The sequence below is a fragment of the Orrella sp. JC864 genome (assembly GCF_037026685.1).
Lineage (GTDB): Bacteria > Pseudomonadota > Gammaproteobacteria > Burkholderiales > Burkholderiaceae_B > Orrella.
In genome coordinates this window covers 1-26,264 of the sequence record NZ_JBANET010000014.1, presented here as the reverse complement: position 1 = coordinate 26,264, position 26,264 = coordinate 1, and the positions used below count along the sequence as shown (strand labels likewise).

The following is a 26,264-nucleotide window of genomic DNA, read 5'->3' as shown; positions in this document are numbered from 1 at the left end:
CCGTCAGAACGACAGCGAGGTGCGGATGGCCTGCACCGACACGGCCATCAGGCCGCCGGGCAGGATGCCCAGCAGCAGGATCAGCGCGCCGTTCACGCTCATGATGCCGCGCTGCACGCAAGTGGCCGACAGCGCCGGCACGCCTTCCTGGGGCTCGTCGAAATACATGACCTTGACCACGCGCAGGTAGTAGAAGGCGCCGATCAGCGACAGGATGACCGCCGTCACGGCCAGCCACAGATGGCCGGCGTTGACCACCGCCTGCAGCACGGCCAGCTTGGCATAGAAACCCACCAGCGGCGGCAGGCCCGCCAGCGAGAACATTAGCAGCAGCAGGATGGCGGCATGCCAGGGGCTGCGGCGGTTCAGGCCCTTCAGGTCGTCGATGCGGTCGCATTCGAAGCCGTCGCGCGACATCAGCAGCACCATGCCGAAGCCGCCCAGCGTGGTCAGTACGTAGACCAGCATGTAGAACAGCGAGGCGCCATAGGCCGCGGCCGCGCCGTCGGACTGGGTGCCGACCACGCCCGAGAGCAGGCCCAGCAGCACGAAGCCCATGTGCGAGATGCTGGAATAGGCCAGCATGCGCTTGAAGTTGGTCTGCACGATGGCGGTCAGGTTGCCGATGACCAGCGACAGCACGGCCAGGATGATCAGCATGGGCTGCCAGTCGGCCGCCAGGCCGTGCAGGCTTTCGGCCAGCAGGCGCAGCGTGATGGCGAAGGCGGCCAGCTTGGGCGCGGCGCCCAGCACCAGCGTGACGGCGGTGGGCGAGCCGTGGTAGACGTCGGGCACCCACATGTGGAAAGGCACCACGCCCAGCTTGAAGGCCAGGCCCGCCACCAGGAACACCACGCCGAAGACCAGCGCCATCTGCTCGGTCTGGCCCGCCGCGATGGCGTCGGCGATCTCGGTCAGGTCCAGGTGGCCGGTGGCGCCATACACCATCGACATGCCGTAGAGCAGGAAGCCCGATGCCAGCGCGCCCAGCACGAAGTACTTCATCGCCGCCTCGGTGGCCACGACGTTCTCGCGGCGCAGGGCGATCAGGGCATACAGGGCCAGCGACATCAGCTCCAGGCCCAGGTAGACCGACACCAGGTTGCCGGCCGAGATCATCACCATCTGGCCCAGCAGGGCGAACAGCGTCAGCACGTAGAGCTCGCCGCCGCGCATCATGTCGCGCGCCATGGCGTAGTGGCGGCCGTAGATCAGCGTGACGGCCACCGCCAGGTAGGACGTGACCTTGAGCAGGTGCGCCAGCGCGTCGGTCACGAACAGCCCGTGGAAGGTGACGCCTTCGACGCCGGCATTCCATTGCACCAGGGAGATGACGGTCAGCACCGCCAGCACGGCCAGCGACAGCGCGTGCGTGAGCCTGCGCGCCGGATCATTGCTGAAGGCATCGATCAGCAGGATCGCCAGCCCTGCCACCAGCAGGACGATTTCGGGAGTCGCCAGAGCGAAGTCGAATTGGGATTGCATCGATGGTCCAGTCTTACAGTTTCGATATGGCAACGTGCTGCAGCAGCGCCTCGACCGAGACGTGCATCACGTCGGTGAAGGGCTTGGGATGGATACCCATGTACAGCACGGCCAGGGCCAGCACGCCGAGCATGGCGAATTCGCGCCGGTTGATGTCCTGCAGCTGGCGCACGTGCTCGTTGGCGATCTCGCCGAACGCCACGCGCTTGACCATCCACAGGGAATAGGCGGCGCCAAAGATCAGCGCGGTGGCGGCCAGCAGACCGATCCAGAAGTTGTACTCGACCGCGCCCATGATCACCATGAATTCGCCCACGAAGCCGCTGGTGGCCGGCAGGCCGCTGTTGGCCATGGAGAACAGCACGAAGAAGGTGACAAAGCGCGGCATGGTGTTGACCACGCCGCCGTAGTCGGCGATCAGGCGGCTGTGCATGCGGTCGTAGAGCACGCCGATGCACAGGAACATGGCGCCCGAGACGAAGCCGTGCGAGATCATCTGCACGATGGCGCCTTCGACGCCGGCCGTGTTGAAGATGAAAAAGCCCAGCGTCACGAAGCCCATGTGGGCCACCGACGAATAGGCCACCAGCTTCTTCATGTCTTCCTGCACGATGGCGACCAGGCCGATGTAGATCACCGCGATCAGCGACAGCGCGATCATCAGGCCGGCCAGGCTGTGCGAGGCGTCCGGCGCGATGGGCAGCGAAAAGCGCAGGAAGCCGTAGGCGCCCAGCTTGAGCATGATGGCCGCCAGCACCACCGAGCCGCCGGTGGGCGCCTCGACGTGGGCGTCGGGCAGCCAGGTATGCACCGGCCACATCGGCACCTTGACGGCGAAGGCCATCAGCAGGGCCAGGAAGATCAGCACCTGGGCCGTCATGCCCAGCGGCAGCGTGTGCCAGGTCTGGATGTCGAAGGAGCCGCCGGCGGCATGCCACAGGTAGATGAAGGCCACCAGCGTCAGCAGCGAGCCCAGCAGGGTGTAAAGGAAGAACTTGAAGGCGGCGTACACGCGGTTCGGGCCGCCCCACACGCCCACGATGATGTACATCGGGATCAGCGTGGCCTCGAAGAACACGTAGAACAGCAGGCCGTCCAGCGCCGCGAACACGCCCACCATCAGGCCCGACAGGATCAGGAAGGCGGCCATGTACTGGGCCACGCGCTGGGTGATGACTTCCCAGCCGGCCACCACCACGATGATGGTGACGAAGGCGGTCAGCAGCACGAACCACAGCGAGATGCCGTCGATGCCCAGGTGGTAGAACACCGCGAAGGTGTCGATCCACGAGACGCGCTCGACGAACTGCATTTCGGCGGTGCTGGGATCGAAGCCGGTATACAGCGGGATCGTGACCAGGAAGCCGGCCACCGCGCCGGCCAGGGACAGCCAGCGCGTCAGGCCCGGCCTGTCGTCGCGGCCCAGCGCCAGCACCAGCAGGCCGAAGGCGATGGGAACCAGGATCGCAAGCGTGAGCCAGGGAAAGTTAGAGGATGCCATCTCGCTTGCCATCAGTGTTTAACCAGCACGAAGAACGAAACCAAAGCCATGATGCCGATGATCATCGCGAACGCGTAGTGATAGATGTAGCCGGACTGCAGGTGGCGGCTGGCCGCCGCGAACCAGCCCACCACCTTGGCGCTGCCGTTGACCACCAGGCCATCGATCAGCGTGCGGTCGCCCGTTTGCCACAGGCCGCGGCCCAGCACGCGCGCGCCGCGCGCGAAGACCTGCTCGTTGATCCAGTCGACGTAGTACTTGTTCTCCAGCACGCGGATCACGCCCGACAGGCTGCGGTGGATGGCCGCCGGCACCTTGGGGTTGACCAGGTAGCAGTACCAGGCCAGCACGGCGCCGGCCAGGGCCAGCCAGAACGGCACGGTCACGAAGGCGTGCAGGCCGTAGGCGATCCAGTCGTGCCAGTGGGCGGCCAGTTCCGCCATCGCCGGGTGTGCCGGCAGGACGGTGATCACGCCGTCGAAGAAGCCGCCGAACAACATCGGGTCGATGACCGCCGCGCCGATGATGACCGAGGGGATGGCCAGCAGCACCAGCGGCAGCGTGACCACCCAGGGCGACTCGTGCGGCGTGCCGCCATGATGGCCGTGGCCGTCGTCGTGGCCGTGGGCATCATGCCCGTGCCCGTGCCCGTGGCCATGCCCGCTGGTGTCGAAGCGCTCCTTGCCGTGAAAGACCAGGAAGTACACCCGGAAGGAATACAGCGAGGTCACGAACACGCCGATCAGCGTGGCGTAGTAGGCAAAGCCCGCGCCCCAGACGTTGGCCGCGCCGGCCGCCTCGATGATGTGCTCCTTGGAGTAGAAGCCCGAGAAGAACGGCGTGCCGATCAGCGCCAGCGTGCCCAGCAGGAAGGTCAGCCAGGTGATGGGCATGTACTTGCGCAGCCCGCCCATGTTGCGGATGTCCTGGTCATGGTGCATGCCGATGATGACCGAGCCGGCGCCCAGGAACAGCAGCGCCTTGAAGAAGGCGTGGGTCATCAGGTGGAAGATGGCCACGGAATAGGCCGAGGCGCCCAGCGCCACGGTCATGTAGCCCAGCTGCGACAGCGTGGAATAGGCCACCACGCGCTTGATGTCGTTCTGGATGATGCCCAGGATGCCCAGGAACAGCGCGCCGATGGCGCCGATCACGATGATGAAGGACAGGGCCGTGTCCGAGAGCTCGAACAGCGGCGAGAAGCGCGCGACCATGAAGATGCCCGCCGTCACCATGGTGGCGGCGTGGATCAGCGCCGAGATCGGCGTGGGGCCTTCCATCGAGTCGGGCAGCCAGGCGTGCAGCGGCACCTGGGCCGACTTGCCCATCGCGCCGATGAACAGGCAGATGCAGGCCACGGTCAGCAGCATCCAGTCGGTGCCGGGAAAGCTCAGGCCGGCCAGCTTCTCGCTCTGGGCAAAGACCTCGCCATAGTGCATCGAGCCGGTGTAGGCGAACAGCAGGCCGATGCCCAGCACGAAGCCGAAGTCGCCCACCCGGTTGATCAGGAAGGCCTTCATGTTGGCGAAGATGGCCGTCGGGCGCGTGTACCAGAAGCCGATCAGCAGGTAGGACACCAGGCCCACGGCCTCCCAGCCGAAGAAGAGCTGGAGCATGTTGTTGGACATGACCAGCATCAGCATGGAGAAGGTGAACAGCGAGATATAGGAGAAGAAGCGCTGGTAGCCGGGATCGTCGGCCATGTAGCCGATGGTGTAGATGTGCACCATCAGCGAGACCGAGGTGACCACCACCATCATCATGGCCGAGAGCGGATCGATCAGGAAGCCGATGTCCAGGCTGGCCTGGCCGATCAGGCTCCAGGTGTAGACCGTGCCGTCGAAGGTGTTGCCGGCCAGCACGTCCATCAGCACGTAGACCGAGGCGATGGCCGAGAGCGCCACCAGGGCGATGGTGATCAGGTGCGCGCCGCGGCGGCTGACCGCCCGGCCCAGGAACCCGGTGCCGAACAGGCCCGAGAGGATGGCGCCCAGCAGCGGAGCCAGGGCGATGAACAGGTAGAGAGATGCGTTGGACATGTTCTTCTTGTTCCCGTCAGCCCTTCAGGCGGTCGAGTTCGTCGACGTTGATCGTGTTCAGGTTGCGGAACAGCAGCACCAGGATGGCCAGGCCGATGGCGGCCTCGGCGGCGGCCACGGTCAGGATGAAGAACACGAACACCTGCCCGGCGGTATCGCCGAACCAGGTGGAGAAAGCCACGAAGTTCATGTTCACGGCCAGCAGCATCAGCTCGATGGACATGAGCAGGATGATGAGGTTGCGGCGGTTCAGGAAGATGCCGAACACGCCGGTGGCGAACAGGATCGCGCCCAGGATCAGGAAATGGGGCAGCGTCAAGGTCATTTCTTTTCTCCTTGGGCGGGGGCGGCGGGCGCCGGCTTGGGCGCGGCCTGCTCGACCACGGCATCGGGGCCTTGCTCGTGCGGGGTCGGCTCGGCGGGCTTTTCGACCTGGGGCGCCATCTTGACCATGCGGAAACGCTCGCTGGCCTTGACGCGCACGGCCTCGGACGGGTTGTTGTAGCGCACGTCGCGCCGGCGCCGCAGCGTCAGCGCGATGGCCGCCACCATGCCCACCAGCAGCAGCACGGCGCCCACCTCGATGCCGAAGACGTACTGGCTGTACATCACCTCGCCCAGGGTGCGGGCATTGTTGTAGTCGTCGGCCTGCACCGCCTGCGGGCCGGCCTGGGCCCAGGTGGTGCCCAGCACGAAAGCCATCTCGACCACCATGATCAGGCCGATGGCCAGGCCCAGCGGCAGGTAGGTCTTGAGGCCGCGGCTCAGCGTGTCGATGCGGATGTCCAGCATCATGACGACGAACAGGAACAGCACCATCACGGCGCCGACGTAGACCAGCACCAGCAGCAGCGCGAGGAACTCGGCGCCCAGCAGCATCCAGATCATGGCCGCGTTGAAGAAGGCCAGGATCAGGTGCATGACGGCGGTCACGGGATTGCGCGCGGTGATGACGCGAAATGCCGCAAAGACCAGCACCGCAGCAAGCACATAGAACAGTATGGTGGTGAACATCGTGGGATCTCGGCCTGCGGTCAGCGGTAGGGCGCGTCGTCGGCGCGACGCTGGGCGATTTCGTTCTCGTAGCGGTCACCGACGGCCAGCAGCATGTCCTTGGTGAAATAGAGGTCGCCGCGCTTTTCGCCGTGGTATTCGTGGATATGGGTTTCCACGATGGAGTCGACGGGGCAGCTTTCCTCGCAGAAACCGCAGAAGATGCACTTGGTCAGGTCGATGTCGTAGCGCGAGGTGCGGCGCGTGCCGTCATCGCGCACTTCCGATTCGATGGTGATGGCCAGCGCCGGACAGACGGCCTCGCACAGCTTGCAGGCGATGCAGCGCTCTTCGCCGTTAGGGTAGCGGCGCAGCGCGTGCAGGCCGCGAAAGCGCGGCGAGGTCGGCGTCTTTTCCATCGGATAGCGCAAGGTGATCTTGCGCTTGAAGAAATACTTGCCCGTCAGGCGCATGCCCTTGAGCAATTCGGTCAGCATCAGGCTGCCGAAGAAATCCTTGATCGCTTCCATTTCGTGCCTTTTTGCTAGTCGGTCACTGCCAGATGTTCCAGGGCGTCTGCATCCAGATCGCCACCACCACCAGCCACACGCCCGTCAGCGGAATGAAGATCTTCCAGCCCAGACGCATGATCTGGTCGTAGCGGTAGCGCGGGAAAGAGGCGCGGAACCACACGAACAGCGACACCACGAAGAAGGTTTTCAGGCCCAGCCAGATCCAGCCGGGAATCCAGTTGAACGGCGCGAAGTCCAGCGGAGGGTACCAGCCGCCCAGGAACATGATGGAGGCCAGGCACGAGAGCAGGATCATGTTGGCGTACTCGCCCAGGAAGAACAGCGCGAACGCCATCCCGGAGTACTCCACCATGTGGCCCGCCACGATTTCCGATTCGCCTTCCACCACGTCGAAGGGGTGGCGGTTGGTCTCGGCCACGGCCGAGATGACGTAGATCACGAACAGCGGCAGCAGCGGCAGCCAGTTCCAGGACAGGAAGGACAGGCCGCGCTCGGCGAACCAGCCGCGGCCCTGCCCCAGCACGATCTCGCTCATGTTCAGGCTGCCCGAGACCAGCAGCACCACCACCAGCACGAAACCGATCGCCAGCTCGTAGGACACCATCTGCGCCGAGGCGCGCAGCGCCGCCAGCAGCGCATACTTGGAGTTGGAGGCCCAGCCGGCCACGATCACGCCGTAGACGCCGATCGAGGTGATGGCCATGACGTACAGCAGGCCGGCGTTGACGTTGGCCAGCACCGTTTCCGGACCGAAGGGCACCACCGCCCAGGCGGCCAGCGCCGGCATCAGCGTGACCACCGGGGCGATCACGTAGAGCGCCTTGCTGGCCTGGCTGGGCACGATGACTTCTTTGGTCAGCAGCTTGAAGACGTCGGCAAACGGCTGCAGCAGCCCGCGGTAGCCCACGCGCGTGGGCCCCAGCCGGGTATGCATGAAGCCGATCATCTTGCGTTCCCAGTACGTCAGGTAGGCCACGCACAGGATGACAGGCACCGCGATCATCACGATCTTGGCGATCGTCCACACCACCAGCCAGGCGGTCGGGCCCAGCAGCGCCGTGCCCTGGCTTTCAAGAACGTTGAGCCATTCCATCAGGCACGCTCCACCGTCAGTTGACCATAGGCGCTACCGAGTGCCGCAGTCTGCTCGAAACCGGCCGACACGCGCACCGCGCCGTCGGCCACGCTGTTGTCCAGAACCAGCGCCAGCTCGACGCTGCCCTGCCCCTTGCTTACGCGCACCGCTTGCCCGGCCTGCAGGCCCAGGCTTTGCAGGGTGCGGGCGTTCACGCGCACGCCCGGCAGGCGGGCCGCCGACGTGGCCTGCAAGGGATCGGAGCGGCGCACGATGGCATCGCTGCGATAGATGGGCAGGTCGGCCACGCGCTCCAGGCCGTCTTCGGCGGGCTGTCCCAGCCCCACCTGCGCGGCGATCTCGTTGGACAGGCGCACCTCGATGCCGCCGGCCAGCACCGCGTCGCGCACGGACTCGGAGCTCTCGTCGTCAAAGCCCTGCAGCTGCAGCACGTTGCCCAGCACGCGCAGCACCTTCCAGGCCGGACGGGTCTGGCCCAGCGGGGCGACCGTGCCCTTGAAGCTTTGCGGCAGGCCTTGCGCGTTCACGAAGGTGCCCGAGGTCTCGGTAAAGGGCGAGACCGGCAGCATCACGTCGGCCCAGTCGGCAGCGGCCGATCGGTACGAGGTCAGCGCCACGGTGAACTGCGCTTCGCGCAGGGCCTGCACGGCCCGCGCGCCATCGTCCGCGTCGAGCAAGGGCTCGGCGTGCAGCACGATGTAGGCCTTGAGCGGCTCGGCAAGCATGGCCGAGGCCGGCTTGCCGCCCTGGCCCGGCACCGCGCCGGCCAGGTAGCCGCCCAGCGTGTTGCCGCCGGCGGTCAGGAAACCGAAACGCGCGCCCACGGCCTGGGCCAGGTGGCGGGCGTTGGCAGCCAGCACGCCGGCCCCCGGGGCGGCCACGGCCTGGTTGCCCAGCAGCACCGCCGACTGCGTGCCGGCGGCCAGCAGCTCGGCGACCTTGATGGCGGCCTCGCCCGGCTCGACGCCGGCAAATTCGGCCGGCGCCTGGGTGTTGCGGGCCTGCGCCAGCGCCACGGCCACCTCGGCCAATGCGCGCGGCAGCTTCGAGGGCGCCACGGTGATGCGGGCGGCCACCGGCATCAGCGGATCGTCGGCCAGGCTGTCGATGAGGATAATGCGCGCGCCGCGCTTGGCGGCCTGGCGCAGGCGCTGGGCCATCAGCGGATGGTCGCGGCGCAGCACCGAGCCCACCACCAGCACGCAGTCCAGCGTATCCAGCTCGGCCACCGGCATGCCCAGCCAGGGCACGCCGCGCAGTGCGGCGTCCAGCGAGGCGTCGGCCTGGCGCAGGCGGAAATCGATGTTCTCCGAACCCAGGGCGCGGGTCAGCCGGCCCAGCAGCGCGTATTCCTCGGTGGTGGCCATCTCGTTGGCCAGGGCGCCGATCTGGCCGGCGCCGAAGCTGTCGCGCACGCGGGTCAACCCCTGGGCGACGGCTTGCAGCGCCTCGCTCCAGGAGACTTCGCGCCATTGCCCGTCACAGCTCTTGACCATGGGCACCGACAGCCGGTCCTCGCTGTTCAGGCCTTCGTAGGAGAAGCGGTCGCGGTCGCTGAGCCAGCACTCGTTGACGGCCTCGTTCTCGAAGGGCACCACGCGCATCACGCGGTCGTTCTTGACCTGCACGACCAGGTTGGCGCCCAGGCTGTCGTGCGGGCTGACCGAGCGGCGCCGCGCCAGTTCCCAGGTGCGGGCCTGGTAGCGGAAGGGCTTGGAGGTCAGCGCGCCGACCGGGCACAGGTCGATCATGTTGCCCGAGAGCTCGGACTCGACCGAGCGGCCCACGAAGGTAGTGATCTCGGAATGCTCGCCGCGCCCGATCATGCCCAGCTCCATCACGCCGGCCACTTCCTGGCCGAAGCGCACGCAGCGGGTGCAGTGGATGCAGCGCGTCATTTCCTCGGCCGAGACCAGCGGGCCCAGGTCCTTGTGGAACACCACGCGCTTTTCCTCGCGATAGCGCGAGGACGAGCCGCCATAGCCGACCGCCAGGTCCTGCAGCTGGCATTCGCCGCCCTGGTCGCAGATCGGGCAGTCCAGCGGGTGGTTGATGAGCAGGAACTCCATCACGCTCTTTTGCGCGGCCACGGCGCGCTCGGAGCAGGTGTGCACCACCATGCCGTTGGTGGCGGGCGTGGCGCAGGCCGGCAAGGCCTTGGGGGCCTTCTCGACCTCGACCAGGCACATGCGGCAGTTGGCCGCGATGGAAAGCTTCTTGTGATAGCAGAAATGCGGTACGTACACCCCGAGCTTGTGCGCGGCATGCATGACCATGCTGCCTTCGGGAACTTCGACCTTGTTGCCGTCGACGGTCAGTTCAACCATGGTGTCGTCCAAACCTTACAGATATTGCGGCACCACACAGCGCTTGTGCTCTATGTGGTGGGCGAATTCGTCGCGATAGTGCTTCAGGAAGCCGCGCACCGGCATGGCCGCGGCATCGCCCAGGGCGCAGATGGTGCGGCCCATGATGTTGCCGGCCACGGAGTCCAGCAGTTCCAGGTCTTCCTGGCGGCCCTGGCCGTGCTCGATGCGGTTGACCATGCGGTAGAGCCAGCCGGTGCCTTCGCGGCACGGCGTGCACTGGCCGCAGCTTTCCTCGTAGTAGAAGTACGACAGGCGCAGCAGCGACTTGACCATGCAGCGCGTCTCGTCCATGACGATGACCGCGCCCGAGCCCAGCATGGAACCGGCCTTGGCGATCGAGTCGTAGTCCATGGTGCAGTCCATCATGATGGAGGCCGGCAGCACGGGCGCGCTGGAGCCGCCCGGGATCACGGCCTTGAGCTGCCTGCCGCCGCGCATGCCGCCGGCCAGCTCGAGCAGCTTCGCGAACGGCGTGCCCAGCGGGATCTCGTAGTTGCCGGGACGCTCGACGTCGCCCGAGACCGAGAACAGCTTGGTACCGCCGTTGTTGGGCTTGCCCACCTCCAGGTAGGCCTGGCCGCCGTTGCGGATGATCCAGGGCACCGCCGCGAAGGTCTCGGTGTTGTTGATCGTGGTGGGCTTGCCGTACAGGCCGAAGCTGGCGGGGAAAGGCGGCTTGAAGCGCGGCTGGCCCTTCTTGCCCTCCAGCGATTCGAGCAGCGCGGTTTCCTCGCCGCAGATGTAGGCGCCGTAGCCGTGGAAGGCATGCAGCTGGAAGTCGAACTCGCTGCCCAGGATGCCCTTGCCCAGGAAACCGGCGGCGCGCGCCTCTTCCAGGGCCTCTTCGAAACGCTCGTAGACTTCGAAGATCTCGCCGTGGATGTAGTTGTAGCCCACCGAGATGCCCATGGCATAGGCCGCGATCGCCATGCCCTCGATGACGATGTGCGGATTGAAGCGCAGGATGTCGCGGTCCTTGAAGGTGCCGGGCTCGCCCTCGTCGGAGTTGCAAACCAGGTACTTCTGGCCGGGAAAGCCGCGCGGCATGAAGCTCCACTTCAGGCCGGTGGGAAAGCCCGCGCCGCCGCGCCCGCGCAGCGCCGAGGCCTTGATCTCGGCGATCACGTCCTCGGGCTTCATGCCCGTGGTCAGGATCTTGCGCAGGGCCTCGTAGCCGCCGCGCTTGACGTAGTCCTGCAGGCGCCAGTTCTGGCCGTCCAGGCCGGCCATGATCTGCGGCGAGATGTGACGCCCGTGCAGGCACATGGTGCGCGCCGGGTCGTTGCCGGCGGGGTCCGGCTGCAAGCCCTGGGAGAACTTGCTCAGGTCGAATCGTTGCTGGGCCAGGGTGGTCATGCGGACTCTCCTTGCGCCTTGAGCTCTTCTATCATCGCGTCCAGCTTTTCCTCGGACATGCGCACGCACATGTGCCGGTTGTTGACCAGCAGCACGGGCGCATCGCCGCAAGCGCCCATGCATTCGCCTTCGATCAGCGTGAACATGCCGTCGGGCGTGGTTTCGTGAAAGCCGATGCCCAGCTTGCGCTTGAGGTGGTCGGCGGCCTTTTCGCCGTCGCGCAAGGCACAGGGCAGGTTGGTGCAGACAGAAATCTTGATGCTGCCCACCGGCTTGGTGTCGAACATGTTGTAGAACGTGGCCACCTCCTGCACGGCAATGGGGGGCACGCCCAGGTAGTTGGCCACGTCCTCGATGACTTCGGGCGAGATCCAGCCCGTCTCGACCTGGGCGATGCCCAGCGAGGCCATGATGGCGGACTGCTTCTGCTCGGCCGGAAACTTGGCGAGTTCCCTGTCGATCTTCTGGTAGGCCTGTTCGGAGAGCAACATGATTGGAAATCCGGTATGACTTGAAACGAGGGCCGGCCGTCTCGGGTTAACGGTCGATCTCGCCGAACACGATGTCCTGCGTGCCGATGATGGTGACCGCATCGGCGATCATGTGGCCGCGGGACATCTCGTCCAGCGCCTGCAGGTGCGCAAAACCCGGCGCACGGATCTTCAGGCGGTAGGGCTTGTTGGCGCCGTCGGACACCAGGTAGATGCCGAATTCGCCCTTGGGATGCTCGACCGCGGCATAGGCCTCGCCCGGCGGGACGTGGAAGCCTTCGGTGTAGAGCTTGAAATGGTGGATCAGCTCTTCCATGCTGGACTTCATGTCGGTGCGCTTGGGCGGCGTGACCTTGTGGTTGTCCAGCATGACCGGGCCGGGGTTGTTGCGCAGCCATTCGACGCACTGGCGGATGATGCGGTTGCTTTCGCGCATCTCGGCCACGCGCACCAGGTAGCGGTCGTAGCAGTCGCCGTTCACGCCCACGGGCACGTCGAAATCCATCAGGTCGTAGACCTCGTAGGGCTGCATCTTGCGCAGGTCCCAGGCCACGCCCGAGCCGCGCAGCATCGGGCCGGTAAAGCCCAGCGCCTTGGCGCGGTCCGGATCGACCACGCCGATGCCCACCAGGCGCTGCTTCCAGATGCGGTTGTCGGTGAGCAGGGTCTCGTACTCGTCCACGCAAGCCGGGAAGCGGTTGGTGAAATCCTCGATGAAATCGAGCAGCGAGCCCGAGCGCGCCTCGTTCAGGGCGCGCAGCTCTTTCTCGCTGCGATACTTGCTGCCCTGGTGCTGCGGCATGGAATCGGGCAGGTCGCGGTAGACGCCGCCCGGCCGGTAGTAGGCCGCGTGCATGCGCGCGCCCGAGACCGCCTCGTAGCAGTCCATCAGGTCTTCGCGCTCGCGGAAGGCATACAGGAACACCGCCATGGCGCCCACGTCCAGCGCGTGCGAGCCCAGCGACATCAGGTGGTTCAGGATGCGCGTGATCTCGTCGAACATCACGCGGATGTATTGCGCGCGCAGCGGCGGCTCGATGCCCAGCAGCCGTTCGGTGGCCATGACGTAGGCGTGCTCGTTGCACATCATGGACACGTAGTCCAGGCGGTCCATGTAGGGCAGCGCCTGGATGAAGGTCTTGTGCTCGGCCAGCTTCTCGGTAGCGCGGTGCAGCAGGCCGATGTGCGGGTCGGCGCGCTGGATGACCTCGCCGTCCAGTTCGAGCACCAGGCGCAGCACACCGTGCGCGGCCGGGTGCTGCGGACCGAAGTTCAGGGTGTAGTTCTTGATCTCGGACATCTTAGCGGCCCACCCCGTAGCTGTCCTCGCGGATGACGCGAGGCGTGAGTTCCCTGGATTCGATGGTGACAGGCTGGTACAGCACGCGCTTTTGCTCCGGGTCGTAGCGCATCTCGACATTGCCCGACAAGGGGAAATCCTTGCGGAACGGATGGCCGATGAAACCGTAGTCGGTCAGGATGCGGCGCAGGTCGTCGTGGCCCTCGAACACGATGCCGAACAGGTCGAAGGCCTCGCGCTCGTACCAGTTGACGCTGGGCCAGACCTCGGTGAGCGAGGCCAGCACCGGGAATTCGCTCGAGGCGGTGAAGGTCCGCACCCGCAGGCGCCAGTTGTGGGTCAGCGACAGCAGATGCACGACCACCGCGAAACGGCCCGGGAAGCTGTGGCCCGCGCCGATGGGGTCGCCCACTTTGCCCACGCCGTAGGTGGCGTAATCGACGCCGCACAGGTCGATACAGGACTCGAAGCGCAGGCCCGGCTCGTCGCGCAGGCGGGTGCAGATCGGCACCCACTGGTCGGCCGGCACGGTCAGCGTCACCTCGCCCAGCGCCTGGACCGGCGTGAACGTGTCGCCGAAGGCGGCGTGCAGATTGTGTAGCAGGGTTTCTAGCCTGGTCATGTCATTCAACGCAGTTTTCAAGCTCGCTGCCGGCCGGGCCGGCGGCGGTTAACAGGCACATCGAGGGCCGATCGGCGAGCGCGGCGCGCCAGGCGGGCACGGCTCAGCGGGCGATCGTGTTGGTCAGGCGGATCTTGTTCTGCATCTGCAGCAAGCCGTAGACCAGGGCTTCGGCCGTGGGCGGGCAGCCCGGCACGTAGACATCCACCGGCACGATGCGGTCGCAGCCGCGCACCACCGAGTACGAATAGTGGTAGTAGCCGCCGCCATTGGCACAGGAGCCCATGGAAACGACCCAGCGCGGCTCGGGCATCTGGTCGTAGACCTTGCGCAGCGCCGGCGCCATCTTGTTGCACAGCGTGCCAGCCACGATCATGAGGTCGGACTGGCGGGGGCTGGGACGGAAGATGATGCCGAACTGGTCCAGGTCGTAGCGGGCCGCGCCCGCATGCATCATCTCGACCGCGCAACAGGCCAGGCCGAAGGTCATGGGCCACATCGAGCCCGTCTTGGCCCAGTTGATGAACTTGTCGGCGCTGGTGGTGATGAAGCCTTGCTTGAGTATGCCGTCTATGGCCATGATGACTCTCTCTCGGGACGCCCGGGGTCATTCCCAGTCGAGCGCGCCCTTTTTCCATTCGTAGATGAAGCCGACGGTCAGCACGGCGAGAAACACCATGACCGTCCAGAACCCGACCAGCCCGAGCTCTCCCTGCGCGATGGCCCAGGGGAAAAGAAAGGCGATTTCCAGGTCGAAGAGAATGAAAAGGATGGCGACCAGGTAATAGCGCACGTCGAACTTCATGCGCGAATCCTCGAAAGCCTCGAAACCGCACTCGTAGGGCGAGAGCTTTTCGTCGTAGGGCTTGCGCGGGCCGATCACCGCACCGGCCAGGATCAGCCCGAACCCGATGAGGGTAGCGACCGCTATGAAAAGCAGGATGGGAAAGTATTGCTGCAGGTTCATCCAGGATTTCCGGCAAGGTGCATAAACTTGTAGATTGTAGCATTTGCTAGAGGCCCGCCACCTGAACGGAAGCTGGCAAAAGCCAGGGCCGGACCCGCCGGATCGCTGCAAATAGACGCCAAAACGTCCCCTTTTTCCCGACATAGCGGGGCGATGCGCGATGCGCCCAAAAAACAAGAACCCCGCCTTGCGGCGGGGTTCTTGTTTTGCCGGCCCGAAGGCCGGCCATCAGGCGCGGCGGCCGCCGAAGCGGCCGCAAGCCCGATTAGAAGCGGTGACGCAGGCCCAGACCGACCAGCTGGCTCTTCACACCGTCGAGGAACGCGTAGTTCTTCGAGTACGAACCGTAGGCGTACACGTTGGTACGCTTGGACAGGTCGTAGGTGTAGCCCAGGCTGTAGGTGTTCTGGGTGGCGTCGTCGCCGGTCAGGACGTCGCTGTTGGGATCGGCACGCTGCCACGAACCGAACAGGCTGCCCGGGCCGATGGGAGCGGTCAGACCGACCAGGTACGACTTGACCTTCGAGCTGTCGGCGGTGAAGCCCATGCCGGTGTAGCCACCGACGTTGCCGCCGGGCAGGCTGAAGCTTTGGCCGCTTTGCAGGCCGGGCGAACCGAACCAGCCATCCTTGGTCTGGCCGTAGGCCAGGGCCAGCTTGACCACTTCGAAGTCGAACGAGCCGCCGACCATCCAGGCCTTGATCTTGTTCAGGTCTTCGTTGCCGGCGACGCTGGCGGGGTTGACCTGGTCGTAGGTGGCAGCGACGTTCAGCGGGCCGTTGGCGTAGCGCAGGCCAGCGGTGATGGCGCGATCCTTGCGGTTGGTGCCCCACACGTTGCCGTCGGTGCCCAGGTTGCCGGCAGCCGAGTTCTCGCCGATGTCGAACGAGTAGCCAGCAGCGACTTGGAAGCCGCCGATGCTCGGGGTGGTGTACTGGACGATGTTGTCGTAGCGCAGCGTGTTGGCTTGCGAGAAGGCGCTACCGATGTTGGCTTGGCCGAAGGCGGCGGCGAACGGATCGATGCTCGAGAAGAACTGCGAGGCCACGTTGGTGCGGCGGCCGGCGGTCAGCTCACCCCAGGAATCGCCAGCCAGGCCGATGGTGGCTTGGCGGCCGAACAGACGGCCACCCTGGGCCGAACGGCCGGTGCGGGGGTTGAAGCCGCTTTCCAGCACGAAGGTGGCGCGCAGACCGTCACCCAGGTCTTCCGAGCCACGCAGGCCCCAGCGCGAACCGCTTTGGACGCCGTCGATCAGACCGGTACGGCTGATGTCGGTGCCGTTGCCCTTGATCTTTTGGTAGCCGACGCCAACGTCGACGATACCGTACAGGGTCACCGACGTTTCAGCTTGTGCGGCACCAGCGAAGCCGGCCAGCACAGCAGCGGCGAGCAGAGTCTTTTTCATTTAAGAAATCTCCGAAGATTTGAGTGACTAGAGCAGCATCGTTGAGTCGTTGTGCCGCCCCGCTAACTCCGCGAAGGGAAGTTGGAGCTATTCCATCAAAATTCCCTTAGTGTGGCTATGTTCTGCTTAGGAAAAGTGCCAGACAGTCGCCGATGTGTTGGTAAGCAGCAACAGATTTTGGGACACTTCCGTCAAATTCCAGGGTTTTCCCGTAGCACTTTGAAAACACCTGCGGACGCGGCGTCCCCGTTTTTGAAAAAAGGTTGCGGGACAGGCGATTAGGACCAGTAATTAAGGTGAAGCATTACGGCGCCGAGCCCGCCTGGGCCAGGAAGACAGCCTTCCCTGGGCCGGCCCTCACCCCTGGGCCGCGCGCCGGCAGGCCCAGGCCCGCGCGGCCATGCACAGCACCAGCCAGGCGAAGGTCACGGCGAAGGCCGCCACGACGTCGCTGAAGTAATGCACCTGCAGGACGATGCGGCTGTATCCCACCGCCGCCACCAGCATGGCCGTGCCCGTGACCATGGCGCCTTGCCAGCCCGGCGGCGCCCGGCGCACCAGCAGGTAGGCCAGCATGACGTAGAAGGCCATCGCGCCCGTTGCATGGCCGCTGGGAAAGCTCCAACCCTCGGCATGGGCGTAGCCGTGTCCATGCTGGGGACGCGCGCGCGCGAAGGCGGCCTTGAGCACGATGTTCAACACGCCCGCGCCGGCGGTGCCGGCCACCCACACCAGCGCGTCGGCCCAGCGCCGGCGCAGCAGCAGCACCGCGAGCACGCAGGCCCCCAGCACGATCAGGAGGTTGCGGTCGCCGGCCACCGTCAAGAGCGCCCACAGGCGCAGCCACGCCGGCCAGGCATGCTGGGCCAGCGAGCCGGCCAGCGCATCGTCGAAGGCCACCTGCGCGCCGTCGCGGTACAAGCCCCATGCCAGGGCGCCGAACAAGGCCAGCGACAGGCCCGCACAAAGCCAGGCCACGCGGGTGCGGCGGCGCCTGCGTTCGCGCGTCGGCGCGGCGGGCACCTCGCGCACGGCGTGCCAGCCCAGGGCCGCCAGCAAGGCGGTAGCGCCCATCAACAGACAAAAAACCGCCACCGGATGCCGGCCGATCCAAAATGCCGCCTCGACCATGCCTAGCTCCGCTGCAGCATGCCGCGACCGTCGCGCCCCGACGAGACCGCACGGCGCGCCGCGCGCTCGCCCAGCGCGAGCTCGTGCTCGGCGGCCGGCTCGAACCGGCCGCTGGCCGCCAGGAAATCCCAGCGCTCGACCCGGCAGACGCGCGCCTGCCCGGCGCGCCAGCGCCAGTCCAGCACGTTGACGGAATTGGGCACGCCCCCGCGCACCCGGTGCGACAGGGCCGTGCCGGCCTGCACGGCCCAGGCGAGCGCGCCGCGCGCCCCGCCCTGCCCGGGCGGCGTCACCGCCGGGGTGGACGGCGCCAGCGGCGTCACGTAAGGCAGGTGGATATGCCCGCCCAGCAGAATGTCGGCGCCGGCCCGCGTCCATTCGGCCACGGCCGCCTCGCGCCCGCGCGCCAGGTTGGGCCGGTCTTGCGCGACCGCGGCGACCAGCGGATGGTGCAGCAAGACCACGCGCAATTGGGCGGGGCCGGCCTGGCGCAGCCGATGCGCCACGCGGCGCACCTGCGCGGGAGAGATTTCGCCGTGCTTGTGGCGATAGCGGCGGGTGGAATCGACGCCTATCACCAGCAGGCCCTCGGATTCGTAGACAGGTTCGCGGTCGGCGCCGAAAGCGCGGCGATAGTTTCCATAAGGATCGAACAAGCGGGCAAAAAGATTGAACAAGGGGATGTCGTGATTGCCCGGCACGGCCAGGAACGGCCGCCCCAGGCTGTCCATGTAGCGCCGCGCCGCCAGGAACTGCGGCGCGCGTGCGCGCTGGGTGATGTCCCCGCCCAGCAGCACCACCTCGGGCTGGCGCCAGGCGACCAGCTCGCGCAGCGCGGCCAGCACGGGTTCCTGCTGGGTGCCGAAGTGCGGGTCGCTGATGTGCAGGGCCGCCGTCATGCGCGATCGGCCGGATCGACGTGGCGAGGCGTGAGCAGCGGCAGCGGCAGCGGCGCCACCTTGAAGACCAGCTCGCCATCCATGTGGAAGATCTCGCCATCCATCGCCACCTTGTGGCGCATGCCGCGGCGGAACTTGACCCGCATTTCCTGGAAACCGAAGCTGACCACGTTTTCCGCTTCGCCCAGGCGGCTGAACAGTCCGCGCAGGATCAGCCAATACAGCGCGAAGGTGCCCACGGGCTTGGGGCTCATCGCCACCAGGCTGCCCTGGCGCGGCAGGTCCGCCTCGGTGAACCCCAGCTGCTCGAGCTGCAGCGCATTGTTGCCCACCACCAGCGTAGGCGTGCGCAACATCCGCGCGCGGCCGTCCTGCAACAGCGTCAGGTCCAGTTGGCGGGGCCGGTGCCAGGCGGTGACCAGCCCCGACCACAAGGCAACCATGCGGCTGCGCCCGTAGCGCTGCTTATAGGCCTCGCGGTCTTCGAGCACCTGGGGATACAGTCCCAGGCTGGCGTTGACCAGGAACACCCGGTCGTTGAGCAGGCCCACCTGCACCGGCTGGATCACCGCATCGAGCATGGCCCGCGTGGCGCGCTCGGTGTCGGCCGGGATGCCGTAGGTGCGGCCGAAATAGTTGAAGGTGCCTTGCGGCAGGATGGCAAACGGCAGGCCGGTGCCCAGCACGCGCTGCGTGACGGCGTTGAGCGTGCCGTCGCCGCCGGCGGCCACCACCACCCCGCCCTGCTCGCGCGCCTGGCGCACGGCCCAGTCGGCCGCCTCGGGCAGGCGGGCGGGATCGCGCACCAGCTCGGTCTGGCAGCGGCGGCCGGCCTGCTCCAGGATCCGCACGATGGTTTCGCGGGCCTGGCTGGCATCCTCGCGGCCCGAGCCGGCGTTGATCACCACAAAAAAAGGCTCCCTGCCCGTCAGGACAGGCATCGCGGCGGCGGATGGGTCGGGCGCTGGCATGGCCGCACCTTAGCCCGTCGGCGCGGCGCCCCGCAACCGGCCGCGCGCCCAGGCGTAACAAAACGCGCCTGCGGCCGCGCGGGCCGCCCGGCCCGGCCCCGTCGTGCCGCCAAGGTCCGGCGGCGGGCGCTACCGACGGCAACAACTCTTACCGCTGCGGCCGGCAAGCGCGGGCGCGGGCGGCGCGCCCGCCATCCTTCGTTTCGTGAATTTTTTGTGCGATTAGGGTTAACCCCGTCGCTGCATCCGGCCCCGTCTACTTAGACTCGAAGCGCCACTTGCGGACATGCGCATAGGTCATGTCGACAAACTAGAAGCAAAGAAACAGGAGATCTTGATGTTCGGTCCAGGCATGCTTGCCTTATTCGCCTTTTCACCCATCCTGCTTGCCGCGATACTGCTCATCGGCTTGCGGCTGCCGGCCAAGCACGCCATGCCGGCGGTCTACCTGCTGGCCGCGGCGGTAGCCTGGCTGGTCTGGGACATGAGCCTGAACCGCATCGCCGCCTCGACGCTGCAAGGCCTGATCATCACCCTAGGCCTGCTGTGGATCATCTTCGGGGCTATCCTGCTGCTCAATACGCTCAAGTATTCAGGCGGCGTGACGGCCATCCGCCGCGGCTTCACCGCCCTGAGCCCGGACCGCCGCGTCCAGGCCTTGATCATCGCCTGGACCTTCGGCTGCTTCATCGAGGGCGCCTCGGGCTTCGGCACGCCGGCCGCCGTGGTCGCGCCGCTGCTGGTGGTGCTGGGCTTTCCCGCGCTGGCCGCCGTCATGCTGGGGCTGCTGGTGCAAAGCACGCCGGTGTCCTTCGGGGCCGTGGGCACCCCCATCCTGGTGGGCGTGACCAGCGGCCTGAACCTGGCCGAGCTGCGCCCGCAGCTGGAGGCGGCCGGTTCGTCGTGGGACGTGATGCTGCGCCTGATCACCAGCGAAGTGGTCATCATGCACGGCCTGATCGGCATGACCATGCCTTTCGTCCTGATGCTGATGCTCACGCGCCTGTTCGGCCGCGAGCGCAGCTGGAAGCCGGCCCTGGAAATCCTGCCGTTCGCCCTGTTCACCGGCGTGGCCTTCGCCGTGCCGTCCATGCTGGCCGGCGTGCTGCTCGGGCCGGAATTCCCCTCGCTGCTGGGCGGGCTGGTCGGCCTGGCCATCGTCACCCTGGCCGCCCGCGCCCGCTTCCTGACGCCGCGCAACACCTGGGACTTCGCCGATCCCAAGGACTGGCCCAGCAACTGGATGGGCTCGATCGAGATCAAGCTGGACGAGACGGCCGGCCGCCCCATCAGCCTGCTGCGCGCCTGGCTGCCCTACGTGGTGCTGGGGCTGCTGCTGGTGCTCTCGCGCACGGTCGCGCCGCTGGGCGACGCGCTCAAGAGCGTGGCGGTAGCCTTCACCGGCATCCTGGGCGAGACGGGCATCAACGCCGACTTCCAGCCGCTGTTCCTGCCGGGCGGCATCCTGGTGATGGTGGTGCTGTTCACCTATTTCCTGCACGGCATGAGCGGCCGCCAGCTGGGCGCGGCCGCGCGCGAGTCCAGCGGCACGCTGCTGTCGGCGGGCATTACGCTGGTCTTTACCGTGCCCATGGTGCGCATCCTGATCAACTCGGCCGAGAACGGCGCGGGCCTGCCGGGCATGCCCATCGCCACGGCCCAGTACATGGCCGATACGGTGGGGGCGATCTACCCGGCCGTGGCGCCGGTGGTCGGCGCCCTGGGCGCGTTCATCGCCGGCTCCAACACGGTCAGCAACATGATGCTGAGCGAGTTCCAGTACGGGGTCGCCACGTCGCTGGGCCTGTCCGGGGCGCTGATGGTGGCGGCGCAATCGGTGGGCGCGGCGGCCGGCAACATGATCGCCATCCACAACACCGTGGCGGCGGCCGCGACCGTCGGCATGCTGGGACAGGAAGGCACGACCCTGCGCCGCACGATCTGGCCGACGATGTACTACCTGCTGCTGGCAGGCATCCTGTCGCTGATCGGCTTCTTTGTACTGGGCCTGAGCGACCCGCTCTCGCCGTAAGGCCCGCGCCGGGCCCAGGCGGGCGCCATGCCCGCCGGGCCCGGCCCGGTGTTCAGACCACGTCCAGCGGCTGCCTGCTCGACGGCGGCGGGAAAGCCGCATCCAGCGCGCGCAGGTCGGCCTGGTCCAGGCGCAGCGCCGCCGCCTTGGCGTTCTCGCGCACATGCCCGGGATCGACCGCCTTCGGGATGGCGATCACGCCGCCCTCGCGCAGCGTCCAGGCCAGCGCCACCTGCGCGGCGGTGGCGCCGTGGCGCCGGGCCACCTCTTGCAGCGCCGGGTGCGCAAGCAACGCCCCCTTGATCCGTCCGCCCTGGGCCAGCGGGCAATAGGCCATGACCGGCATGCCGGCGCGGCGCATCAGCGGACGCAGGTCGTAGTCGATGCCGCGCGAAGCCAGGTGATAAAGCACCTGGTTGACGGCGCAGTCGCGCCCGCCCGGTAACGCCAGCAAACGGTCCAGCAGCTGCGCATCAAAATTGGACACGCCCCAGCGCAGGATCTTGCCCTCGCGCTGCAGCCGCTGCATGGCGGCGATGGTGTCCTGCAAGGGAATGCGGCCCGGCCAGTGCAGCAGGTAAAGATCGATGCGGTCGGTGCCCAGGCGGCGCAGGCTGGCCTCGCAGGCCCGGGCCGCGGCCGCGCCGCCGGCATTGTGCGGATAGACCTTGGACACCAGGAAGACTTCATCGCGCCGGCCGGCGATGGCCTGGCCCACGATGGTCTCGGCCCCGCCGTCGGCGTACATCTCGGCGGTGTCGATCAGCCGCATGCCCAGGTCCAGGCCCAGCTGCAGCGCGCGGACCTCGTCCGCGGCGCGCTCGGGCCGCTCGCCCATGAACCAGGTGCCCTGGCCCAGCGCCGGCACGGCGGCGCCATCGGGCAAGGTCACGGCAGGCATGGCCGGGGCGCGGCCGGAAGCGGCAAGCAAGGTCATGACAGTCTCCTGGCGTGGAAATCTACAACACCGTTATCGCATCGCAGCGACATGCTGCGCAACATTACGAAATACTGAAAATCAGTCACAAAAGTTACATGGAGCCCGCCTAGCATGGGCCCGTCTTCCGCCGTCGAGTCTTCGTCGAGCTCCTCATGCATCCCGCGTTTCCTTCCTTGCGCCGCGCCCAGGCCACCGGTCTTCACCCCGTTGCCGATGCGCTCTGCCAGGAAGCGCCCGCCATCGAGGCGGACGGCACCAACGAGCAGGTCATGGCGCTGTTCTCCAGCGACCGCGACCTGGGCAGCCTGGCCGTCATCGAGCAGGGCCGCCCTATCGGGCTGATCAACCGCAACATCTTCCTGTCGCAGATGAGCAAGCCCTTCCATCGCGAACTGTACGACAGGAAGAGCTGCATCGCCTTCATGGACAAGTCGCCGCTGGTGGTCGATGCGCAAACAGACGTCGACGCGCTGATGCACATGACGGTGCAGACCGGCAAGAAGGCCCTGGCCGACGGCTTCATCATCACCCGGCAAGGCCGCTATGCCGGCATGGGCAACAGCCTGCAGCTGCTGAGCATGATCGCCGCCATCCAGGAGGAACGGAACCGCCAGGTCATGCAAAGCATCGAGTACGCCAGCGTGATCCAGCGCGCCATGCTGCGCACCTCGCGCAGCGCCGTGGACGCGGCGCTGGGCGATGCGGCGCTGGTCTGGCAGCCGCGCGACGTGGTGGGCGGCGACTTCTATCATTTCGGTTCCTATCCCGAGGGCTGGTTCGGCGCCGTGGCCGATTGCACCGGCCACGGCGTGCCGGGCGCCTTCATGACGCTGATCGCCTCCTCGTCGCTGTCCCAGGCGCTCGAACACGACGGCCCGCGCCGGCCCAGCGCCTTGTTATCGGCGGTCAACCGCGGCGTCAAGAGCATGTTGGGCCAGGTCAAGGAAACCGACGCGCCCGAGTCCAACGACGGCCTGGACGCGGCGTTCTTCTGGTTCGACCGGGGCACCGGCACGCTGACGTTCTCGGGCGCGCGCATCGCCCTGTACGTGCTGCGCCCCCAGGACGCGGAATTCGAGATCGTGGGCGGCCAGCGCAAAGGGGTGGGATACATCGACACCCCCATGCACCACACCTGGACCGAGCAGGCCTTGCAGCTGCCGCCCGGCACGCTGCTGTTTGCCACGACCGACGGACTGACCGACCAGATCGGCGGCCCCAAGAACATCGCCTTCGGACGCCGCCGCGCCTGCCAGGCCATCCTGGCGCAACGGCACGCGCCTGCCGCGCAGATCTGCCAGGCCTTGCTGGCCGCGCTGGCGCAGTGGCAGGGCCAGCAAGCGCGGCGCGACGACCTCACCCTATTTTGCGCGCGCCTGTGACGCCAGGCAGGCCAAGCGACATGACAGGACCTTCCCCATGACCATCACCCAGCTGCTAGGACAAGACAGCGCCTTCTTCGACCTGGCCTTGCGCCGCAACGTGATCTTCTACCATCAGGGCTACTTCTCGCAGAGCATCATCGCGGCGATGGCCGAGGTGGTCAAGCTCCAGCTGGAGAAGGCCGGCATCAACGGACCGACGCGCCGGCGGCTGTTCTCCTCGTTCGTGGAGCTGTCCCAGAACATCATCCACTACTCCTCCGATTCGCTCGAACCGGGCAATCCGGGCAACGCGGTGCGCCAGGGCGCGGTGTGCATCATCGCCGAGGGCGAGCGCCACCTGATGCTGTGCGTCAACCCGGTGGTGGCCGACGACGTGCATGGCCTGCGCGACAAGCTCGAGCCGCTGCGCACCATGTCGATCGAGCAGATCAAGCAGGCCTACCGCACGTCGCTGCGGGCCGAGACACCGACCGACAGCCGGGGCGCCGGGCTCGGGTTCCTGACCATGGCGCGCGACGCCAGCGCGCCGCTGGAATTCGCGTTCCATCCGCTTGCCGACCAACCCGGCACCACCCTGTTCTGCCTGAAAGCAGTCATCTGAATACGGCCGACGCTATCGCCATGGAAAACCTCTTCATTGCCGCCACCCCGACCTCTCCGGAGATCGATTTTCGTTTCGATGCGCATCGCCTGGCCATGCGCGGCGAGTCCTACCCCGAGAATGCCGCGGCCTTCTACGGGCCCGTCAACGCGCAGCTCGACGCCTATCTCCAAAGCTGCCAGGGACAGGAAATCGTCGTGGACATCGCGCTGTCCTACTTCAACAGCTCGAGCACCAAGATGCTGTTCAACCTGTTCGAGGCGCTGAACCGCGCCGCCCTGGCCGGCAATACGGTGCGCCTGCATTGGGTGTACGACGACGAGGACGACACCATCCAGGAGTTCGGCGAAGAGCTGCGCGCCGACTTCGATGCCATCGAATTCATCGACCAGCCCATCCGGTCCTGAGCGGGAGCCGGCCATGCGACCCAGTACCGTGGAGGCCCCCGGCCCCGCCGGGGCGCTGGATAGCCACGACCTGTTCGCCAGCGAGCAGGCCGCGCTGGAGCAGGCGCGCGCCGCGTTGAGCCTGGGCCAGGCGGACGCCGGCCACTTTCGCCAGGCGCTGCTTGCCTTGACGGGCCACTACGAGCGACTGCTGCGCGAAACCCGGCGCCTGGTCAGGCGCAGCGACCGGGCCGAGCGCGAAATGAACGCGCTGAACCTGCAACTGCAGCAGTTGGCCGCCGAGCTGCGGCACCGCGCCACCCACGATGCCCTGACGGGCGTGTTGAACCGCAGCGCCATCATCGAAGCCGCCAACCGCTACCTGGCCGAAGGCGAGCTGATGATGATCGTGCTGGACATCGACGAGTTCAAGCGCGTGAACGACGACTTCGGCCATCCCGCCGGCGATGCGGTGATCCTGGGCATTGCCGACTGCCTGCGCCGCGTGGTGGGGGAAGCCGGCGTGGTCGGCCGGGTCGGCGGCGAGGAATTCACCGTGCTGCTGCCCCGGCACAGCCTGGCGCAGGCCTGCGAAGCAGCCCACGCGATGCGCCAGGCCATCGCGCAGCTGGTCTTTCCCCCGCCGGTGGACCGGCAGGTCACGGCCAGCTTCGGCGTCAGCGCCAACGCGCAAGGCGCGGGCTTCGACCAGGCCTATGGCCTGGCCGACGATGCGCTGTACCGCGCCAAGCGGGGGGGAAGGAACCGAGTGATAGTGGCCGGCGAAAATGCCGATATGGAGCCAGCGTCATAAACCCGGGAAAACCCGGAGACCGAGACGGTCGTTTCTGAATTTATGACATTTCTGCTACAAATGCTCCCGAGTATCGGGGGCATCAATGAAAGACACCGTCACCATCCCACAATACGACACGGTAGGTGAAGCCATCCAGGCAGGAAGCGGCCAAGCCGACCACTTCTATTTTCACGACAACCCTGATCGATCCAGAATCATCATCTTCTTCAATGGCGCCGTATCCAATCTGGAAATCCGTGGCAGCACGGTATTTCATCGCTGGACGTGGCATCAGTACCTTAAACACCCGATTCTTTGCGTCGCCGACCCCATAGTCTCGGCACCGGGCACAGGCGCATCGCTGGCCTGGTTCGTCGGCCGCCGGGATACCGATGGGTTCGCCGGTCTAGTCGAACACATCCGCACTATCGCGAACATGATCAATCCTGACGCGGAAATCGTCACGATGGGCTCATCGGGCGGCGGGTTTGCGGCGCTGATGGCTGTTGCATGCGGATTCGCGGATCAGGCCATTGTGATTAATCCCCAAACCGACGTGGAACTATTCGAACGCAAAACCGCGATCGCGCGCTTCAAGGACGAATTCAGCGGCGACACCAACCACCGTTTCAGCAACCTGGAAAAAAGACGCATAAGCGTGCTGGCCCATGGCTTCGAACGCGCCAAGCCAGGAGCAAGCATTCATTACGCGCAGAATCTGGCCGATCCCGTCCACTATTCGGCCCATCTGCTGCCCTTCCTCTCGTATGTCGGCATGCACCGGCCCGATATCCGGATCTCGGTCCAGATTTATACGGATCACACGAAAGGTCATAACCCGCCCGCATTCAAAGGCACGCTGCAGCTGTTCGGACAGCCGATCCGGCGCCTCATGCGTTCTACTGCATAGGTGTGGTTCTACCTGAAGAGGCGCTGCCCTCTGGCAAGAATCCCGTACATGGC

Annotated in this window: 25 protein-coding genes; 6 read left to right on the top strand and 19 right to left on the bottom strand. The window is 66.5% G+C overall.

The window, feature by feature from the left end; genetic code table 11:
- Window positions 1–3: 3 nt before the first annotated feature.
- The 18 genes from nuoN to V8Z80_RS13520 form a co-directional block, all read right to left on the bottom strand.
- Entirely contained in the window at window positions 4–1,485 is a 1,482-nt protein-coding gene (nuoN, locus tag V8Z80_RS13605; protein WP_155194883.1) for an NADH-quinone oxidoreductase subunit NuoN, read from the bottom strand.
- A gap of 13 nt (window positions 1,486–1,498) precedes the next feature.
- A complete protein-coding gene (locus tag V8Z80_RS13600) occupies window positions 1,499–3,001 on the bottom strand; it encodes an NADH-quinone oxidoreductase subunit M (RefSeq protein ID WP_336062411.1) in 1,503 nt (500 codons plus the stop codon).
- Window positions 2,998–5,025 carry an NADH-quinone oxidoreductase subunit L gene (gene nuoL, locus V8Z80_RS13595; RefSeq protein ID WP_336062357.1) on the bottom strand — a complete coding sequence of 676 codons (2,028 nt, stop codon included), beginning with the start codon at window positions 5,023–5,025 and terminating at the stop codon, window positions 2,998–3,000. The genes V8Z80_RS13600 and nuoL overlap by 4 nt, the downstream gene beginning before the upstream one ends.
- 16 nt (window positions 5,026–5,041) lie before the next feature.
- Complete coding sequence (nuoK, locus tag V8Z80_RS13590; protein ID WP_155196248.1) at window positions 5,042–5,350, bottom strand: NADH-quinone oxidoreductase subunit NuoK; 309 nt, start codon at window positions 5,348–5,350, stop codon at window positions 5,042–5,044.
- The gene (locus V8Z80_RS13585; protein ID WP_336062356.1) at window positions 5,347–6,039 is read right to left on the bottom strand and encodes an NADH-quinone oxidoreductase subunit J; all 693 of its coding nucleotides are present in this window, start codon (window positions 6,037–6,039) and stop codon (window positions 5,347–5,349) included. The genes nuoK and V8Z80_RS13585 overlap by 4 nt, the downstream gene beginning before the upstream one ends.
- Window positions 6,040–6,059: 20 nt before the next feature.
- The gene (nuoI, locus tag V8Z80_RS13580) at window positions 6,060–6,548 is read right to left on the bottom strand and encodes an NADH-quinone oxidoreductase subunit NuoI (protein WP_155196250.1); all 489 of its coding nucleotides are present in this window, start codon (window positions 6,546–6,548) and stop codon (window positions 6,060–6,062) included.
- A gap of 22 nt (window positions 6,549–6,570) precedes the next feature.
- Window positions 6,571–7,644 carry an NADH-quinone oxidoreductase subunit NuoH gene (nuoH, locus tag V8Z80_RS13575; protein ID WP_155196251.1) on the bottom strand — a complete coding sequence of 358 codons (1,074 nt, stop codon included), beginning with the start codon at window positions 7,642–7,644 and terminating at the stop codon, window positions 6,571–6,573.
- Window positions 7,644–9,974, bottom strand: coding sequence for an NADH-quinone oxidoreductase subunit NuoG (nuoG, locus tag V8Z80_RS13570; RefSeq protein ID WP_155196252.1), 2,331 nt, complete (start codon window positions 9,972–9,974; stop codon window positions 7,644–7,646). The genes nuoH and nuoG overlap by 1 nt, the downstream gene beginning before the upstream one ends.
- A gap of 15 nt (window positions 9,975–9,989) precedes the next feature.
- The gene (gene nuoF / locus V8Z80_RS13565; RefSeq protein WP_155196253.1) at window positions 9,990–11,372 is read right to left on the bottom strand and encodes an NADH-quinone oxidoreductase subunit NuoF; all 1,383 of its coding nucleotides are present in this window, start codon (window positions 11,370–11,372) and stop codon (window positions 9,990–9,992) included.
- Complete coding sequence (gene nuoE / locus V8Z80_RS13560) at window positions 11,369–11,863, bottom strand: NADH-quinone oxidoreductase subunit NuoE (protein ID WP_155196254.1); 495 nt, start codon at window positions 11,861–11,863, stop codon at window positions 11,369–11,371. Before nuoE ends, nuoF begins: the two co-directional genes overlap by 4 nt.
- Window positions 11,864–11,909: 46 nt before the next feature.
- Complete coding sequence (locus V8Z80_RS13555; RefSeq protein WP_155196255.1) at window positions 11,910–13,163, bottom strand: NADH-quinone oxidoreductase subunit D; 1,254 nt, start codon at window positions 13,161–13,163, stop codon at window positions 11,910–11,912.
- 1 nt (window position 13,164) lies between these two features.
- Complete coding sequence (locus tag V8Z80_RS13550; protein WP_155196256.1) at window positions 13,165–13,785, bottom strand: NADH-quinone oxidoreductase subunit C; 621 nt, start codon at window positions 13,783–13,785, stop codon at window positions 13,165–13,167.
- Between the two features lie 103 nt (window positions 13,786–13,888).
- Window positions 13,889–14,365: a NuoB/complex I 20 kDa subunit family protein gene (locus V8Z80_RS13545; RefSeq protein ID WP_066132774.1), complete on the bottom strand. Its 477-nt coding sequence runs from the start codon at window positions 14,363–14,365 to the stop codon at window positions 13,889–13,891.
- 27 nt (window positions 14,366–14,392) lie between these two features.
- Window positions 14,393–14,752 (bottom strand): NADH-quinone oxidoreductase subunit A, encoded by a 360-nt coding sequence (locus V8Z80_RS13540; protein WP_155196257.1) that lies wholly within the window; start codon window positions 14,750–14,752, stop codon window positions 14,393–14,395.
- Window positions 14,753–15,017: 265 nt separating this feature from the next.
- A complete protein-coding gene (locus V8Z80_RS13535) occupies window positions 15,018–16,160 on the bottom strand; it encodes a porin (RefSeq protein ID WP_336062355.1) in 1,143 nt (380 codons plus the stop codon).
- Window positions 16,161–16,517: 357 nt separating this feature from the next.
- Complete coding sequence (locus V8Z80_RS13530) at window positions 16,518–17,234, bottom strand: phosphatase PAP2 family protein (RefSeq protein WP_336062354.1); 717 nt, start codon at window positions 17,232–17,234, stop codon at window positions 16,518–16,520.
- Window positions 17,235–17,293: 59 nt separating this feature from the next.
- Window positions 17,294–18,190, bottom strand: a complete 897-nt coding sequence (locus V8Z80_RS13525) for a metallophosphoesterase family protein (RefSeq protein WP_336062353.1) — start codon at window positions 18,188–18,190, stop codon at window positions 17,294–17,296.
- Entirely contained in the window at window positions 18,187–19,161 is a 975-nt protein-coding gene (locus V8Z80_RS13520; RefSeq protein ID WP_336062352.1) for a diacylglycerol/lipid kinase family protein, read from the bottom strand. The genes V8Z80_RS13525 and V8Z80_RS13520 overlap by 4 nt, the downstream gene beginning before the upstream one ends.
- A gap of 352 nt (window positions 19,162–19,513) precedes the next feature.
- Between V8Z80_RS13520 and V8Z80_RS13515 the strand changes: the two genes are divergently transcribed.
- A complete protein-coding gene (locus V8Z80_RS13515) occupies window positions 19,514–21,193 on the top strand; it encodes an L-lactate permease (RefSeq protein WP_336062351.1) in 1,680 nt (559 codons plus the stop codon).
- A 52-nt stretch (window positions 21,194–21,245) separates the two neighbouring features.
- On the opposite strand, the gene V8Z80_RS13510 is transcribed toward V8Z80_RS13515, so the two are convergent.
- Window positions 21,246–22,130, bottom strand: a complete 885-nt coding sequence (locus tag V8Z80_RS13510; RefSeq protein WP_336062350.1) for an aldo/keto reductase — start codon at window positions 22,128–22,130, stop codon at window positions 21,246–21,248.
- Window positions 22,131–22,285: 155 nt separating this feature from the next.
- On the opposite strand from V8Z80_RS13510, the gene V8Z80_RS13505 reads away from it, so the two are divergent.
- From V8Z80_RS13505 to V8Z80_RS13485, 5 genes are all read left to right on the top strand, one after another.
- Window positions 22,286–23,515, top strand: coding sequence for a PP2C family protein-serine/threonine phosphatase (locus V8Z80_RS13505; protein WP_442951976.1), 1,230 nt, complete (start codon window positions 22,286–22,288; stop codon window positions 23,513–23,515).
- Window positions 23,516–23,558: 43 nt separating this feature from the next.
- On the top strand, window positions 23,559–24,119 hold the full coding sequence (locus tag V8Z80_RS13500) for a SiaB family protein kinase (protein WP_336062409.1): 561 nt from the start codon (window positions 23,559–23,561) through the stop codon (window positions 24,117–24,119).
- Between the two features lie 20 nt (window positions 24,120–24,139).
- On the top strand, window positions 24,140–24,526 hold the full coding sequence (locus V8Z80_RS13495; protein WP_155196265.1) for a DUF1987 domain-containing protein: 387 nt from the start codon (window positions 24,140–24,142) through the stop codon (window positions 24,524–24,526).
- 13 nt (window positions 24,527–24,539) lie between these two features.
- Window positions 24,540–25,319 carry a GGDEF domain-containing protein gene (locus V8Z80_RS13490; protein ID WP_336062349.1) on the top strand — a complete coding sequence of 260 codons (780 nt, stop codon included), beginning with the start codon at window positions 24,540–24,542 and terminating at the stop codon, window positions 25,317–25,319.
- 85 nt (window positions 25,320–25,404) lie between these two features.
- Window positions 25,405–26,211 carry a hypothetical protein gene (locus V8Z80_RS13485; RefSeq protein ID WP_336062348.1) on the top strand — a complete coding sequence of 269 codons (807 nt, stop codon included), beginning with the start codon at window positions 25,405–25,407 and terminating at the stop codon, window positions 26,209–26,211.
- Window positions 26,212–26,264 lie beyond the last annotated feature (53 nt).

What these genes read in the sequence shown, in the direction of transcription:
- nuoN (WP_155194883.1), bottom strand. Translation starts at nt 1,485, where the DNA reads ATGCAATCCCAATTCGACTTCGCTCTGGCGACTCCCGAAATCGTCCTG.
- nuoL (WP_336062357.1), bottom strand. Translation starts at nt 5,025, where the DNA reads ATGTCCAACGCATCTCTCTACCTGTTCATCGCCCTGGCTCCGCTGCTG.
- nuoK (WP_155196248.1), bottom strand. Translation starts at nt 5,350, where the DNA reads ATGACCTTGACGCTGCCCCATTTCCTGATCCTGGGCGCGATCCTGTTC.
- V8Z80_RS13585 (WP_336062356.1), bottom strand. Translation starts at nt 6,039, where the DNA reads ATGTTCACCACCATACTGTTCTATGTGCTTGCTGCGGTGCTGGTCTTT.
- nuoI (WP_155196250.1), bottom strand. Translation starts at nt 6,548, where the DNA reads ATGGAAGCGATCAAGGATTTCTTCGGCAGCCTGATGCTGACCGAATTG.
- nuoH (WP_155196251.1), bottom strand. Translation starts at nt 7,644, where the DNA reads ATGGAATGGCTCAACGTTCTTGAAAGCCAGGGCACGGCGCTGCTGGGC.
- nuoG (WP_155196252.1), bottom strand. Translation starts at nt 9,974, where the DNA reads ATGGTTGAACTGACCGTCGACGGCAACAAGGTCGAAGTTCCCGAAGGC.
- nuoF (WP_155196253.1), bottom strand. Translation starts at nt 11,372, where the DNA reads ATGACCACCCTGGCCCAGCAACGATTCGACCTGAGCAAGTTCTCCCAG.
- nuoE (WP_155196254.1), bottom strand. Translation starts at nt 11,863, where the DNA reads ATGTTGCTCTCCGAACAGGCCTACCAGAAGATCGACAGGGAACTCGCC.
- V8Z80_RS13555 (WP_155196255.1), bottom strand. Translation starts at nt 13,163, where the DNA reads ATGTCCGAGATCAAGAACTACACCCTGAACTTCGGTCCGCAGCACCCG.
- V8Z80_RS13550 (WP_155196256.1), bottom strand. Translation starts at nt 13,785, where the DNA reads ATGACCAGGCTAGAAACCCTGCTACACAATCTGCACGCCGCCTTCGGC.
- V8Z80_RS13545 (WP_066132774.1), bottom strand. Translation starts at nt 14,365, where the DNA reads ATGGCCATAGACGGCATACTCAAGCAAGGCTTCATCACCACCAGCGCC.
- V8Z80_RS13540 (WP_155196257.1), bottom strand. Translation starts at nt 14,752, where the DNA reads ATGAACCTGCAGCAATACTTTCCCATCCTGCTTTTCATAGCGGTCGCT.
- V8Z80_RS13535 (WP_336062355.1), bottom strand. Translation starts at nt 16,160, where the DNA reads ATGAAAAAGACTCTGCTCGCCGCTGCTGTGCTGGCCGGCTTCGCTGGT.
- V8Z80_RS13530 (WP_336062354.1), bottom strand. Translation starts at nt 17,234, where the DNA reads ATGGGCGCTACCGCCTTGCTGGCGGCCCTGGGCTGGCACGCCGTGCGC.
- V8Z80_RS13525 (WP_336062353.1), bottom strand. Translation starts at nt 18,190, where the DNA reads ATGACGGCGGCCCTGCACATCAGCGACCCGCACTTCGGCACCCAGCAG.
- V8Z80_RS13520 (WP_336062352.1), bottom strand. Translation starts at nt 19,161, where the DNA reads ATGCCAGCGCCCGACCCATCCGCCGCCGCGATGCCTGTCCTGACGGGC.
- V8Z80_RS13515 (WP_336062351.1), top strand. Translation starts at nt 19,514, where the DNA reads ATGCTTGCCTTATTCGCCTTTTCACCCATCCTGCTTGCCGCGATACTG.
- V8Z80_RS13510 (WP_336062350.1), bottom strand. Translation starts at nt 22,130, where the DNA reads ATGACCTTGCTTGCCGCTTCCGGCCGCGCCCCGGCCATGCCTGCCGTG.
- V8Z80_RS13505 (WP_442951976.1), top strand. Translation starts at nt 22,286, where the DNA reads ATGCATCCCGCGTTTCCTTCCTTGCGCCGCGCCCAGGCCACCGGTCTT.
- V8Z80_RS13495 (WP_155196265.1), top strand. Translation starts at nt 24,140, where the DNA reads ATGGAAAACCTCTTCATTGCCGCCACCCCGACCTCTCCGGAGATCGAT.
- V8Z80_RS13490 (WP_336062349.1), top strand. Translation starts at nt 24,540, where the DNA reads ATGCGACCCAGTACCGTGGAGGCCCCCGGCCCCGCCGGGGCGCTGGAT.
- V8Z80_RS13485 (WP_336062348.1), top strand. Translation starts at nt 25,405, where the DNA reads ATGAAAGACACCGTCACCATCCCACAATACGACACGGTAGGTGAAGCC.